The organism is Bacillus sp. FSL M7-0791, from assembly GCF_038627085.1.
GTDB classification, from domain to species: Bacteria; Bacillota; Bacilli; order Bacillales; family Bacillaceae; genus Bacillus; species Bacillus safensis.
On the sequence record NZ_CP152022.1, the window covers coordinates 1,603,715 to 1,618,417 of the forward strand.

The following is a 14,703-nucleotide window of genomic DNA, read 5'->3' on the forward strand; positions in this document are numbered from 1 at the left end:
AAAAAATGAATTTCGGAAATATCGCAACAGCTATGATTACACCTTTTGATAAAAAGGGCAACATCGATTTCCAAAAGCTATCAATTCTCATTGATTACTTGTTAAAAAACGGCAGTGACTCCTTAGTCGTTGCAGGGACAACAGGCGAATCGCCAACTTTATCGAATGAAGAAAAAGTCGCTCTTTTTCAGCAATCGGTCAAATTAGCAAATGGTCGTTGTAAAATCATTGCAGGAACAGGCAGTAATAATACAAATGCGTCTATCAAACTAACGAAAAAAGCAGAAGAAGCGGGCGTTGATGCAGTGATGCTTGTCGTACCTTATTACAACAAGCCATCACAGGAAGGCATGTATGCACACTTTAAAGCCATTGCCGAGTCTACATCTCTTCCTGTCATGCTTTACAATGTACCAGGAAGAACGGCAGCTTCATTAGCACCAGAAACAACGATTAAGCTTGCGCAAATACCTAACATTGTTGCCATTAAAGAAGCAAGCGGCGATCTTGATGCTATGACAAAAATCATTGCAGAGACGCCAGAAGATTTCGACGTATATTCAGGGGACGACAGCTTAACACTTCCGGCTGTATCTGTTGGTGCAAAAGGAGTTGTCTCGGTTGCATCTCATATCGTAGGACTGGATATGCAGCAAATGCTGAAAAGCTATGCTTCAGGCCAAACAGCGAATGCAGCATTGATCCATCAAAAGCTGCTTCCAATCATGAAACAGCTTTTCTCAGCACCAAATCCAACGCCTGTCAAAACAGCCCTTCAGCTGAAAGGACTAGACGTCGGATCTGTTCGTCTTCCGCTTTTGCCTTTGTCAGAAGAAGAGAGACTGGATTTAAGCAGCGTTTTAAACAGCTGATCAAAACAAAAGATTTCGTAAGCGGTCATTCTCAGATGTCCCTGAGTATGACCGTTTTTTATACATAAACACTTTCTTAAAATGTGACTTCATCTTGTTTTCTAAAATTAGATTCAGTTATAATAGCATTAAGCGATGATGGACGGGCTTGAGACTAGGAGGATAAGAATTTTGAAAAAGAAAAATACAGAGAACGTAAGAATTATTGCACTCGGAGGCGTTGGAGAAATCGGAAAAAACCTATATGTCATTGAGATTGATTCGGACATATATGTAGTAGATGCAGGTTTAATGCATCCAGAAAATGAAATGCTGGGCATTGACGTCGTCATTCCTGATATCTCTTATTTAACAGAGCGTGCTGATCGGGTGAAAGCAATTTTTCTTACCCACGGACATGATGAAGCAATCGGAGGCGTATTCCATTGCTTAAGTAAATTGTCTGTACCAGTCTACGGAACGAAGCTGACCCTTGCGTTACTTCGAGAAAAATTAAAGCAGTATGGCTTCAATCAAAAAGCTGATTTGCGTGAGGTACATGCAAAATCAGTTATTACTTTTGAAACAACAAAAGTATCGTTCTTTAGAACGAATCACAGCATTCCTGATTCAGTTGGGATCAGCTTCAAAACCTCTCTTGGTTCAATCGTATGCACAGGTGATTTTAAATTTGATCAAACCCCAGCGCTTAACCAAGCCTGTGACATCGGAGAGATTGCGAAAATTGGAAACAACGGCGTTTTAGCACTACTTTCAGACAGTGCAAATGCTGAAAAACCAGGCTATACACCTTCTGAGGCGCTCGTCCAAGACGAAATCTCAAATGCGATGTACAATGCTGAAAATCGTGTGATCGTTGCTGTGTCTTCATCTAATATTAACCGCGTGCAGCAAATCATTAATGCAACAAATCAAAATGGCCGTAAGCTAGCCGTTGCAGGGAAAAATATGATGACAACCCTTCAGCTAGCAATCAAGCTTGGTTATGTTACAGCAGAAGAAGAATTATTTGTACCCGTTCAAGAAGTGAAGAAAATGGCGAAAAACGACGTGGTTATTCTGACCGCTGGAAGCCACGGAGAGCCGCTTGCTGCTTTAACAAAAATGGCGAAGCAAAATCACAAACAGCTTCATATTGAAAAAGATGATACAGTTGTGATTGCATCTACACCACTTCCTGGACAAGAACTCACATACTCTAAAACAGTGGATTTCCTCACAAGAAGCGGAGCACAAGTCATTTTTGCGCAAAAACGTGTTCATGTATCTGGACATGGCTGCCAAGAAGAGTTAAAGCTAATGCTGAACTTACTAAAACCGAAGTATTTAATTCCGGTGAATGGCGAATATCGTATGCAAAAAGCACATTCTCGTATTGCTGAAGAAGTAGGCATGAAACGCAGTGACATTTTCTTGATTGATAAAGGAGATGTTGTTGAGTTTAGAGGACAGAATGTCAAAATCGGTGAAAAAGTTCACCAAGGAAACATTTTGATCGATGGTCTTGGCGTTGGTGATATCGGAAACATCGTGTTACGCGATAGACGTCTATTGTCTCAAGACGGCATCTTGATTGTTGTCATTACGCTTGATAAACAAAAGAAACAATTAATTTCTGGACCTGAAATCATCACAAGAGGATTTGTCTATGTAAGAGAATCCGAAGAGCTGATTGTGAAAGCAACAGAAATGGTCAAAGGAATTGTCAAAGAGCAAACGGAAAACTCAATTGTTGAATGGTCAACATTGAAACAATCCATGCGCGATGTGCTAAATCAATTCCTATATGAAAAAACAAAACGTAAGCCGATGATCATTCCAATTATTATGGAAGTGTGATGAGAAAAGCCCAAAGAGTATAAGCTCTTTGGGCTTTTTTGATGTGGCATGAGGAATGCGGATGGAATATGCCCTATTTGTTCATAATAGGAGAAGAGTTTGAGGAAAGGATGGAGACAAATGGACGAAAAGAATGAACAGCAGCCTGAGCGAAAGCCAGAAGAAAAAGACAGTATTATGAGCAAAATACAGCAGCTTGGTGAAACAGCCATTCCGCAGCTGCCGCAAGATACAAATATCCATTGCCTCACCATTATTGGACAAATTGAAGGCCATATGCAGCTTCCGCCGCAAAATAAAACAACCAAATACGAACATGTCATTCCACAAATCGTAGCCGTTGAACAAAACCCTAAAATAGAAGGTCTTCTGATCATCTTAAATACAGTAGGGGGAGATGTTGAAGCGGGACTTGCGATTGCAGAAATGCTTGCTTCTTTATCAAAGCCAACTGTCTCGATTGTGCTTGGCGGCGGCCACTCGATAGGTGTCCCGATTGCTGTATCGTGTGACTATTCGTATATTGCAGAAACAGCTACGATGACCATTCATCCTGTGCGTTTAACAGGTCTTGTGATTGGTGTTCCGCAAACCTTTGAATACTTAGATAAAATGCAGGAAAGAGTCATTAACTTTGTCACAAGCCACTCCAACATTACAGAAGAGAAGTTTAAAGAGCTCATGTTCTCAAAAGGCAATTTGACGAGAGACATCGGAACAAATGTCGTTGGTCATGAGGCAGCAGAATACGGACTCATGAATGAAGTGGGCGGTGTAGGACAAGCGATTAAAAAGTTGAACGAACTTATCGGAGACAGGGCATCTCAAAACGAGGGGCTGATCCAATGATTTTATATACGCCTATGCCATATGAAGCCATTTACGCTGAGGAACAGGGAGAGCGCAGGCTCCAGCAGGTAAACATTCAAGGTGTGCCAGTGATGGTTGAAATGAAAGAAGATGAAGCAGAAATCGTTCAAGTCATGAGCACCAATCCTATGGATTTTCTCAATCAAGAGCTTGCACCAGGCAAGCGGTTGAAGTTACATTTAGGCACCAATCAAACCGACTCATATGAATGATTCTATGCTATAATAAAGGGAAAACTTACAACAAGATGCAGCCAAAACCAGGCTGCTTTCTTTCTGATCTTTCGGTAGGTTATATTTTCTTTCGTAGTAAGGTGATGAGTATGGCTAAAAAGAGAAAACGGAAAACGAGAAAAAAACAAAATAAACAGCTAAAACTGAAATATGAATTAAATGGGTTAGTCTGTATTGCCATAGCGATCATTGCCATTTTACAGCTGGGCGTTGTTGGACAAACCTTTGTACATCTATTCCGATTCTTTGCAGGTGAATGGTTCATTCTCTGTCTTATCGGATTATTTCTTTTTGGTGTGACGATTTTCTGGAAAAAACAAATCCCAGACATTTTAACAAGAAGAAAAGCAGGTCTCTACTGCATCATTGCGAGCATCTTGCTTTTGTCACATGTGAAGCTCTTTCAGCATCTTTCATCTGCTGGCGTCATTGGATCTCAAAGTGTGATTAGAAATACATTTGAGCTTTTCTTGATGGATATGAAAGGTGAAACAGGATCGCCTGATTTAGGGGGCGGCATGATCGGCGCCGTATTGTTTGCTGCTTCTTATTTCTTATTTGCGCAAGCAGGCTCGCAAATCATGGCGATTGTTCTGATGCTGATTGGAATTGTCCTGATTACAAACCGATCCCTTCAGGAAATGGTGAAAAAAGTGACGATTCCTGTATCACAATTTATGGTGAAGCAGTGGAAAGCGTTTGTTGAAGATATGAAAGGAATCAGGCAGGCGAAAAAGAGCGCGTCCTCTCAGAAAACAGGTGAAAAGAAAAAACGTTCACGCAATCAAGAAGAAGACGAGGATGATCTGATCTTGATCGAAGAGGAAACGCCGTCTTCTGATAATAGCCAGCCGATTATTTCAAGCTTTGCAGACAGAGATGACGTTATCACCCCGACGGTTCAAAAAAAGCAGGCGGCAAAAGAGACAGCGCCTCTTCAGGACTCTGTGCAAAGTGCACCAGTTCAATCAGATACAGCCGATGAACCAAAAGAGGCGCCTCCGATGACATTTACAGAACTTGAAAACAAAGATTATGAATTGCCGTCACTTGATATTTTGGCAGAGCCTCAGCATTCAGGTCAGCAAACAGATAAGAAAAATATTTATGAAAATGCCAGAAAGCTTGAAAAAACATTTCAAAGCTTTGGTGTGAAAGCAAAAGTCACACAGGTTCATTTAGGTCCAGCTGTGACCAAATATGAAGTATATCCAGATGTCGGCGTGAAGGTCAGCAAGATCGTCAATCTAAGTGATGATTTAGCCCTTGCCCTTGCAGCAAAGGACATTCGTATTGAGGCGCCGATTCCTGGTAAATCAGCCATCGGCATCGAAGTTCCGAATGCAGAAATTGCTATGGTTTCATTAAAAGAGGTATTAGAATCGAAGCAAAATGACCGTCCAAATGCTAAGCTCCTCATTGGACTCGGCCGTAATATCTCGGGTGAAGCTGTTCTTGCTGAAATGAACAAAATGCCGCATTTGCTTGTAGCAGGTTCGACTGGAAGCGGAAAAAGTGTGTGTATCAATGGTATTATCACAAGCATCCTCATGAGAGCGAAGCCTCATGAAGTGAAAATGATGATGATTGATCCGAAAATGGTTGAATTAAATGTGTATAATGGCATTCCGCATCTTTTGGCTCCTGTCGTAACAGACCCTAAGAAAGCATCGCAGGCCCTTAAAAAAGTAGTCAGCGAAATGGAACGCCGCTATGAATTGTTTTCGCATACGGGGACAAGAAATATTGAAGGATACAATGATTACATTAAACGGATGAATCAAACAGAAGATGCTAAACAGCCAGAGCTTCCTTATATTGTTGTCATTGTAGACGAGCTTGCAGATTTAATGATGGTCGCTTCCTCTGATGTGGAAGATTCCATTACAAGACTTTCTCAAATGGCTCGTGCTGCGGGAATTCATTTGATTATCGCCACACAAAGACCTTCTGTCGATGTCATTACAGGTGTCATTAAAGCCAACATCCCGTCCCGTATTGCCTTCAGCGTATCCTCACAAACCGATTCAAGGACGATCCTTGATATGGGAGGCGCAGAAAAGCTGCTGGGCAGAGGGGACATGCTGTTTTTACCTGTTGGTGCAAACAAGCCGGTTCGTGTACAAGGCGCCTTTTTATCAGATGAAGAAGTGGAACATGTTGTGGATCACGTGATCACACAGCAAAAAGCACAATACCAAGAGGAAATGATTCCGAGCGAAGAAACGCAGGATCAGCTTGCGGCTGTGGAAGATGATCTGTATGATGAAGCAGTAGAATTGATCATCGGTATGCAGACGGCTTCTGTTTCTATGCTGCAAAGAAGATTCCGCATCGGTTATACCCGGGCGGCACGTCTCATTGACGCAATGGAAGAGCGGGGCGTTGTAGGCCCATATGAAGGAAGTAAACCGAGAGAAGTTCTTCTCTCAAAAGAACAATATGACGAGCTCTCTTCATAAATTGAAGAGAGCTTTCCTGAAAAACAGTAAACGATAGTATGATTATGTTAACTGGATGTCAGACTATTTATTTATTTGCAAAAACATGATATAGTTATGTTCAACTTATCTCGGAATAGAGATTTCTCATCTTATCATTTGCATTGATTAGACGGAGGGAAAACATGTCGACCAAAACAGACAATCGCCATTTATATTTGAAAGTGATTGACCGTATTAAAGAAGATATTCAAACAGGTGTATATGCTGAAAAAGAAAAACTGCCTTCTGAGTTTGAGCTCTCAAAACTTTTAGGTGTGAGCAGAGCGACACTGCGTGAGGCCCTTCGTATATTAGAAGAAGAGAAGTATTTAATTAGAAGGCATGGGGTAGGGACTTTCGTCAATTCAAGACCGCTTTTTTCAACAGGCATAGAACAGCTGACAAGTGTCACGAAAATGATTGAGCAGGTCAATATGACGCCTGGCACCATTTTTTTATCCTCGCAAGAAGGGGAGCCGACAGAGAATGATGTCATTCGTTTTCAGTGTGATAAATCTGATGGGATTTTTTCAATGGAACGCGTTCGAACGGCAGATGGGCAGCCAGTTGTTTATTGTTTAGATAAAATTCCGGTCAAACATCTTCCCGCTTCTTTTACACATGAAGAAGAGTCTCTTTTTGAGCTGTTTGGAAGAGAACCGCACAGCGGGATTAAATATGCAGTTGCTGACATTGAACCAATTGGCTACCACGATCAGGTCTCACCGATTCTAGATTGTGACCCTGAAACGGCGTTATTATTACTGAAACAAATGCACTATGATCAGGATGATCAGCCGGTCTTATACTCCCTCAATTATTTTCGAGCGGATAAATTCAGCTTTCATGTCATACGCAAACGATTTTAATAAGCAGTCGCTTCCATAGGCGGCTGCTTTTTGTTTGCCCATACATAATACTCGTCAAACTTGCCACACTAATACGTAACAGTATATAGAATTGGGTGAATGATGTTGGGCGAGAAAACAGTCAGTAAAAAGAATATCATTGCATTATCATCAGTGCCTCTAATCATGACACTAGGGAACTCGATGTTAATACCAGTATTGCCAGAGATAGAAAAGAAACTCTCGATTACTTCCTTTCAAGTCTCTCTCATTATTACGGTATATTCGGTTGTAGCCATCTTATGTATTCCAATCGCCGGTTACTTATCAGACCGGATTGGGCGGAAAAAGGTACTGCTGCCGTGTCTTTTAATCGCTGGACTTGGAGGAGCTGTGGCAGCAGTCGCCTCAACGATCATGAAAGAACCTTATATGTGGATTCTGTTTGGCAGGGTCCTTCAAGGGATTGGTTCAGCTGGAGCCGCACCTGTCGTTATGCCGTTTATTGGAGATTTGTTTCATGATGATGAAGAGGTCAGTGCCGGACTTGGCGCCATTGAAACCTCCAATACAGCAGGTAAGGTACTAAGCCCTATTATTGGGGCACTTCTTGCTTCATGGTTTTGGTTTGTGCCGTTTTGGTTCATTCCGTTCTTTTCGATCATCAGCTTTCTCATGGTACTGTTCATGGTAGAGTCGGCGAAAAAAGAGGAGGATCCGCCTACATTTAAAGAATTTTTAAAATCAACAAAGACCATTTTTAAGCATGAAGGACGCTGGCTTTATGCCATTTTTGCTATTGGCGGTTTTATTATGTTTCTTCTTTTTGGTGTGCTTTTTTACTTATCCGATAACCTCGAGGCAGCTTATCAAATAAAAGGCGTTAAAAAAGGACTCCTGCTGAGTATTCCGCTCCTTTTTCTATCAATCAGTTCCTACATTGCTGGAAAAACGATTGGAAAAGAAAAAGGAAAAATGAGAATCTTTATAATCGTAGGGATGGCTTTGTTATCACTTTCTTATATTTTTTTATGGTGGAATCACAGCTTTTTCGTATTGTTTATCTGTTTAAGCATTGGCGGAGTGGGCATCGGTATTGTGCTGCCTGCACTTGATGCGCTGATTACAGAAGGAATTGAAAAAGAGCAGTGCGGTACCATTACGTCATTTTATAGCAGTATGCGTTTTATCGGTGTTGCTTTAGGACCTCCGATTTTTGCCTATCTAATGGATAAAGGGGACTCCATTGTTTTTATTCTCTCGACCATTTGCAGTCTCATTTCACTATTTTTGGTCCTCTTTTTCATCCAGCCAGATGAAGAGGATGAGAGTGAACAATTAAAAACGGTTTAAATATAGAAAAAAGATGGTATTTTGCCATCTTTTTTCTTTTTTATAAATTGACATGTAAAATTTTGATAGTTAAACTAATGTATAGTAATATCTTTTAAATTATCCCAAATTGGAGGTGTTCAAAAACATTCAATTTCTGTCTTTCTTTAGACAGAAATTGAGCTCGCGTGCTGATGATGGAGATATGCTTCTTCAACACGAAAGGATAATTGAATAGGTCATCCTGCCATTTGAAGGAGACGCAGTCAGCACTTCAGACACGCTCAAATACAGCAAATTGATTGAAGAAGTAGAAGGAGCTTGAAGCAGCTATGTTGCAAATAATTAAAGCAAGATGGATTGTATTAGTGGTGTGGATGATAACAGCTGTGATTCTGTTTATTACTGCGCCCGATTTAGAGGAATTAACAAGAGAAAAAGGGCAATTAAAGGTTCCGGAGGGGACACCAACAGCTGAGGCACTTCACCTATTGGATAAGCTGTCAGATAAGAACGGGAAGAAAGATACAGGTGTGCTTGTATTCTCCGAACAACATCTGTTCCCTGCGAAAGAGCAGGAATTAAAAAAGGCTTTAGCTGCACTCATGTCAAATGCCCCAGAACTCCACATTGACGGAATTACTTCGTATTTTCATGTAGATCCGGACATTCAAAAACAACTTTTATCAAAGGATAAAAGTACACTTCTTGTTCCATTCAAATTCGACCACTACGAAACAAAAGCTGTGAAGATTAAAGAACAAATTGAGGAAGTTTTAAAGCCCTATCATGTCTCATATGAAATAACGGGTCAAAAGTTTGTGGATTCAGATGTCATTCAAAGCTCTCAACAAGGTCTGAAGAAAACTGAACTTATCACGATGATTTTTATTTTCTTTATTTTAATTATTGTTTTCAGATCGATATTGGCACCTGTTGTTCCGCTCATTACGATAGGCATTTCTTACGCTGTCAGCCGGTGTATTGTGGCTTTTCTCGTAGAATATACACAATTTCCTCTATCTAATTTTACTCAGATTTTTATGGTAGCCATTATGTTCGGTATCGGAACGGATTATTGCATCCTGCTGTTAAGCCGTTTTAAAGAGGAGATCGGTCAAGGCCGTGATGTCAAAGAGTCGATTATCGTCACGTATCAATGTGCAGGGAAAACGGTATTTTTCAGCGGCTTAGCCGTGTTAGTCGGCTTCTCAAGTATTGGATTTGCTAAATTCCAATTGTATCAATCAGCCGTTAGTGTTGCCGTTGGAGTAGGCATTCTGCTGATTGCCCTTGTCACCATCGTTCCCTTTTTTATGTCTGTTTTCGGAAAATCTCTATTCTGGCCATCTAAAAGAGAAAACATTCGGCACCCGCAAAGTAAAATGTGGGAATGGGCTGGGCGTTTTTCATTTAAAAGGCCGCTGATCAGCTTAGGGTTAGTCGCTCTTATTACAGTGCCTCCTATTCTGATGTACGACGGCACCCTATCTTATAACAGTTTAAATGAAATTGGGAATAAGTATGAGTCGGTGTCAGCATTTAATACGATATCAGAGCAATTTGGCTTTGGTGAAGCGCTGCCGCTGAATGTGCTTGTCGAAAATGATCATAAGCTGGATAATCAAGAAAAGATTGTCATGATTGAAAAACTGACTCGTAAATTAAATGACATTGACGAAGTCAAAACAGTCCGCAGTGTCACGCGGCCTGTTGGGGACGGGCTGAGCCAGCTTTATGTCACCTCTCAAGCGAAAGAGCTGGGAGGAGAACTTGGCAAAGGCCATGAAGGAATCGGGAAAATTTCAGATGGCTTGACCGAAACAAATCTCGCTCTTCTCAAACAAAAACCAAAAATTGAAGAATCCGCTCAAGGCATTGACCAGCTGATTGATGGAACAAAAGCAATCAAAAGCGGTATCGGAGAAGTCAGGGAATCCTTAATCTCTTTAGAAGATGGGGTGAGACGCAGTAAGGAAGGCGTCGGCACCATTCGAAGTAAAATCAAAAAAGCGAAAAAAGAATTAGAGCAAGAATATCGCAGCAGCGAAACGATGATTCAAGAGCTAGAGCGAGTGGTGAATACACTTGAACGCCATGCGAAATCGAATCAGCAGCTGATGACAACCATTAAGAAAGTAAGGGCATCCTATGAAAATCTATCATTTGAAGCACTAGAAAATCGTCTTCCAGAAGTAAAAGACATGGATGAATATAAAGAAATCAAGAAGGTATTCAAAGAAACAAAAGGAATGCTTGATCAAGCAGGGGATCAAATGAGTGTATATGAAGAGGAAGCCGCTCACTTTAAACAAAAGATCAAGCAGGCAGATCAAGTGATTCAAACCTTATCAAGCAAGCAAAAAGAAGTAAAACGCCAAGTGCAAGCGCTCATGGATGGGCTTGATCAAATTTATGACGGCCTTGACCAAACAAATGAGGGCCAAAAACAATTGATTAAAGAAATGCCTAAAATCGAAGATGGTGCAGATCAGCTGACAGACGGCCAAAAAGCCATCAAAAAAGGATTTAGCCAGCTTTCATCAAAACTTACGTTGTTAACAGATGGATTAGGTGAAAGTATTGAAGGGCTTGAACAGGTCAAAAGCGGCTTCACCGAGGCTGACGGCTACTTAAAGCAGCTGCAGCAAGCGCCAGATGAAGAAATAACGGGCTGGTTTATTCCGGAAGAAGTGCTGAAACGCCAAGAATTTAAGCAAATCTTTCATACGTATATGTCTCCAGATCGTAAATTAACGACTTTTGAAGTCATCTTAAATGTGAATCCATACAGTAATGAAGCGATGAAAGGTGTCGCGAAAATTGAGGAAACCCTTGATCAATATTTACCTGTAAGTGGACTCAAAAATGCCAAATACGGTGTATCTGGTATCTCAAGCTTAAATGTGGACTTAAAAGAAACGTCTGACGGTGACTTTATTCGAACTGTTATCTTCATGTTAATTGGTATTTTTATTATTTTAATTATTTTATTACGGTCAATCGTCATGCCGATATACTTAACACTTTCACTGATTTTAACGTATTTTACATCAATCGGGTTAACAGAATGGATCTTTAAAACATTTTTTGGCTACGATGGTGTCAGCTGGGCTGTTCCATTTTTCAGCTTTGTCATTCTTGTGACGCTCGGGATCGATTATTCCATCTTCCTTATGGATCGTTTTAATGAATGGAAGGGAGAGCATGTACAAGCATCGATGATATCAGCGATGAGAAATATGGGTTCTGTTATTATTTCTGCAGTGGCCATTTTAGCAGGTACGTTCGCTGCTATGCTGCCATCAGGAGTATTATCGCTTGTTGAAATTGCAACAGTCGTACTCATTGGACTTTTATTATATGCTTTTGTTGTATTGCCCCTCTTTATTCCGGTCATGGTTCGTATTTTTGGTAAATGGAATTGGTGGCCGTTTAGAATGAAATAACGACTGGCGTCTCTGCTATGAGCAGAGGCGTTTTTATTTCCTATCCTTTCCTCTGATTGATATAATGTCTATTAAATGGCTGTTTCACGTATATATCAGCTATGTTCTAATACATAATAAATAGGATGAACAAAGGAGGTTTCTCATGACGTACTTACAAGAGAAGACACTGGACACACCGGGTCTTCATACTCATATTGTCAAAACAGAAAAATTTAAAACCGTGACAATCCTTTTTAAAATGCTTGCACCGCTATCCAAAGATGACGTCACCATGCGTTCTCTTTTCCCGCATGTGCTGTTAAGAGGAACAGAAAAGATGCCGAAAACAGGCGCACTGCGTGCCTATTTTGATGAGCTCTATGGAGCAACCGTTTCCGCCGACATGGCGAAAAAAGGTGAGAATCACATCATTACCTTTCGCCTAGAAATGGCGAATGAAAAATATTTAAACGATCAAACCCCTTTACTAGAAAAAGGGATTGCCTTACTATCTGACCTATTATTCAACCCGTATGTTGAAGAAGGAGTGTTTAGTCAATTATATGTGGATCAAGAAAAACGCACATTAAAACAGCGAATTCAGGCAGTTTATGATGACAAAATGCGTTATTCGAACTTAAGACTTGTGCAGGAAATGTGTAAAGGTGAACCATATGCGCTGCACGTCAATGGTGAAATGGAAGACATCGATGCAATCACACCTCACTCGCTCTTTGAAGCTTATGAGCATGCGCTTCAATCAAACCAGCTTGATCTTTATGTTGTCGGAGATGTTGACGAACAAGACATCAGCCGCATGGTCTCCCAATACTTTAAAACAAGTGAAAGAGAACCAGTCAAACAGCAGGCTGAATCAAAAAGATCTCAAAATGAACCAAAAGAAGTCATTGATGAAGAGGACGTGAAACAAGGCAAGCTGAATATCGGCTTTCGTACACATACAACGATTGCAGATAAAGATTATCCGGCGCTGCATTTGTTTAATGGTATATTCGGCGGTTTCTCGCATTCTAAGCTATTCATTAATGTTCGTGAAAAGGCAAGTCTTGCGTACTATGCTGTGTCTAGACTTGAGAGCTTTAAAGGCTTGATGATGGTCATGTCAGGGATTGAAGTCGGCAACTACCAGCAGGCAGTAGACATCATTAAAGAACAATTTGAAGCGATGCAAAAAGGTGATTTTTCAGATGAAGCAATTGATCAAACAAAAGCAGTCGTCAAAAACCAGCTGCTTGAAACGATCGATACGTCTTATGGAACAGCAGAATATTTGTATCAGCATGCCGTTGTTCCAACTGGGGAAACCCTTGATTCCTTTTTAGAAGCATTAGACCGAGTGACAAAAGAGGACATCATCAAAGTGGGTCAGAAAATCGAATGGGATACGACCTATTTTCTTAAAGGAACGGAGGGTGCTTCATGACAGTGAAAACAATTCAATTCGATCAGCTGCAAGAAACGGTCTATCACGAAAAAATGGAAAGCGGACTTGACGTCTATGTGCTGCCAAAGCAAGGGTTTAACAAAACCTATGCGACCTTTACAACAAAATATGGCTCTGTCGATAACGAATTTGTGCCGCTTGGCAAAGAAGACATGATTCGAGTGCCTGACGGTATTGCACATTTCTTAGAGCATAAGCTGTTTGAAAAAGAAGATGGAGACGTGTTTCATACTTTTAGTAAACAGGGAGCATCCGCAAACGCTTTTACAACGTTTACAAGAACGGCTTATTTATTCTCAAGCACCTCAAATGTCGAACAAAACCTTGAGACACTCATTGATTTTGTTCAAGAGCCTTATTTTACTGAAAAAACAGTCGAAAAAGAAAAGGGCATCATTGGTCAAGAAATTAACATGTATGATGACAATCCGGACTGGCGTTTATTCTTTGGTCTGATTGAAAATTTATATCAAGAGCATCCTGTTAGAATAGATATTGCTGGAACAGTAGAGAGCATTGCCCCTATTACAAAAGATCATTTGTATGAATGTTATGAAACGTTCTATCACCCGAGCAATATGCTTCTATTCGTCGTCGGGCCTGTTGATCCGAAGCAAATTTTAGATCAAGTCAGAGCGAATCAGGCGAAAAAGCCATTTACAGACCAGCCGGAGATCAAACGAAAAGACATCAATGAGCCAGAAGGTGTGTACCGGAAAGAATACGAACTTCCAATGAACGTACAAGGCTCTAAATGTATGTTCGGTTTGAAAACAAAGAACCCGCATAAAAAAGGAAATCAGCTGCTAAAGCATGAGCTTGGGATGAACCTCATTTTAGAGACGCTGTTTGGCAAAAGCTCCTTACAATATGAACAGATGTATGAAAAAGGCTTAATTGATGAAACATTCAGCTACGATTATACAGAAGAGGGCGGCTTTGGCTTCACTTCAGTTGGCGGGGATACAAATGATCCTGATCAACTCGCAAAGGTATTAAAAGAAACCCTTCTTCAAGCAAAAAGCCTCATGACAGAAGAGAAAATTGAACTCGCGCGCAAGAAAAAAATCGGCAGCTTTTTAAAAGCCATGAATTCTCCAGAATATATTGCGAACCAATTTACTCGATATGCATTCTTAGACATGAGCTTATTTGATGTCGTCACAATGCTGGAACAAATTCAATTGACTGATATTCAGCAAATTTTAGATGAAGAAATTGATGAAGAACGGATGTCTGTTTTCAAAGTCGTCCCAAAAACAAAATAAATGTAAAAAGACAAACTCATATCGGCAGAGTTTGTCTTTTTTATGTTCATTGAAAAAGCCGT

Annotated in this window: 10 protein-coding genes; all 10 read left to right on the forward strand. The window is 40.6% G+C overall.

Annotated features, from left to right (window positions below):
- Positions 1 to 5 precede the first annotated feature (5 nt).
- The 10 genes from dapA to MHI08_RS08185 all read left to right on the forward strand — a co-directional run bounded on the left by dapA (position 6) and on the right by MHI08_RS08185 (position 14,641).
- Positions 6 to 872, forward strand: a complete 867-nt coding sequence (dapA, locus tag MHI08_RS08140; protein ID WP_024427012.1) for a 4-hydroxy-tetrahydrodipicolinate synthase — start codon at positions 6 to 8, stop codon at positions 870 to 872.
- A gap of 171 nt (positions 873 to 1,043) precedes the next feature.
- Positions 1,044 to 2,711 carry a ribonuclease J2 gene (rnjB, locus tag MHI08_RS08145; protein WP_197172841.1) on the forward strand — a complete coding sequence of 556 codons (1,668 nt, stop codon included), beginning with the start codon at positions 1,044 to 1,046 and terminating at the stop codon, positions 2,709 to 2,711.
- Positions 2,712 to 2,831: 120 nt separating this feature from the next.
- Positions 2,832 to 3,560: a ClpP family protease gene (locus MHI08_RS08150; RefSeq protein WP_034662249.1), complete on the forward strand. Its 729-nt coding sequence runs from the start codon at positions 2,832 to 2,834 to the stop codon at positions 3,558 to 3,560.
- Entirely contained in the window at positions 3,557 to 3,793 is a 237-nt protein-coding gene (locus MHI08_RS08155) for a YlzJ-like family protein (RefSeq protein WP_197172842.1), read from the forward strand. Before MHI08_RS08150 ends, MHI08_RS08155 begins: the two co-directional genes overlap by 4 nt.
- A gap of 110 nt (positions 3,794 to 3,903) precedes the next feature.
- A complete protein-coding gene (locus MHI08_RS08160) occupies positions 3,904 to 6,276 on the forward strand; it encodes a DNA translocase FtsK (RefSeq protein WP_197172843.1) in 2,373 nt (790 codons plus the stop codon).
- Positions 6,277 to 6,440: 164 nt separating this feature from the next.
- Positions 6,441 to 7,166: a GntR family transcriptional regulator gene (locus tag MHI08_RS08165; RefSeq protein WP_024424122.1), complete on the forward strand. Its 726-nt coding sequence runs from the start codon at positions 6,441 to 6,443 to the stop codon at positions 7,164 to 7,166.
- 99 nt (positions 7,167 to 7,265) lie between these two features.
- Positions 7,266 to 8,498 (forward strand): MFS transporter, encoded by a 1,233-nt coding sequence (locus MHI08_RS08170; RefSeq protein WP_181950609.1) that lies wholly within the window; start codon positions 7,266 to 7,268, stop codon positions 8,496 to 8,498.
- Between the two features lie 311 nt (positions 8,499 to 8,809).
- Positions 8,810 to 11,926, forward strand: coding sequence for an MMPL family transporter (locus MHI08_RS08175; protein WP_125586761.1), 3,117 nt, complete (start codon positions 8,810 to 8,812; stop codon positions 11,924 to 11,926).
- Positions 11,927 to 12,071: 145 nt separating this feature from the next.
- Positions 12,072 to 13,352, forward strand: coding sequence for a pitrilysin family protein (locus tag MHI08_RS08180; protein WP_339241425.1), 1,281 nt, complete (start codon positions 12,072 to 12,074; stop codon positions 13,350 to 13,352).
- Positions 13,349 to 14,641 (forward strand): pitrilysin family protein, encoded by a 1,293-nt coding sequence (locus MHI08_RS08185; RefSeq protein WP_073205222.1) that lies wholly within the window; start codon positions 13,349 to 13,351, stop codon positions 14,639 to 14,641. Before MHI08_RS08180 ends, MHI08_RS08185 begins: the two co-directional genes overlap by 4 nt.
- Positions 14,642 to 14,703: the final 62 nt, after the last annotated feature.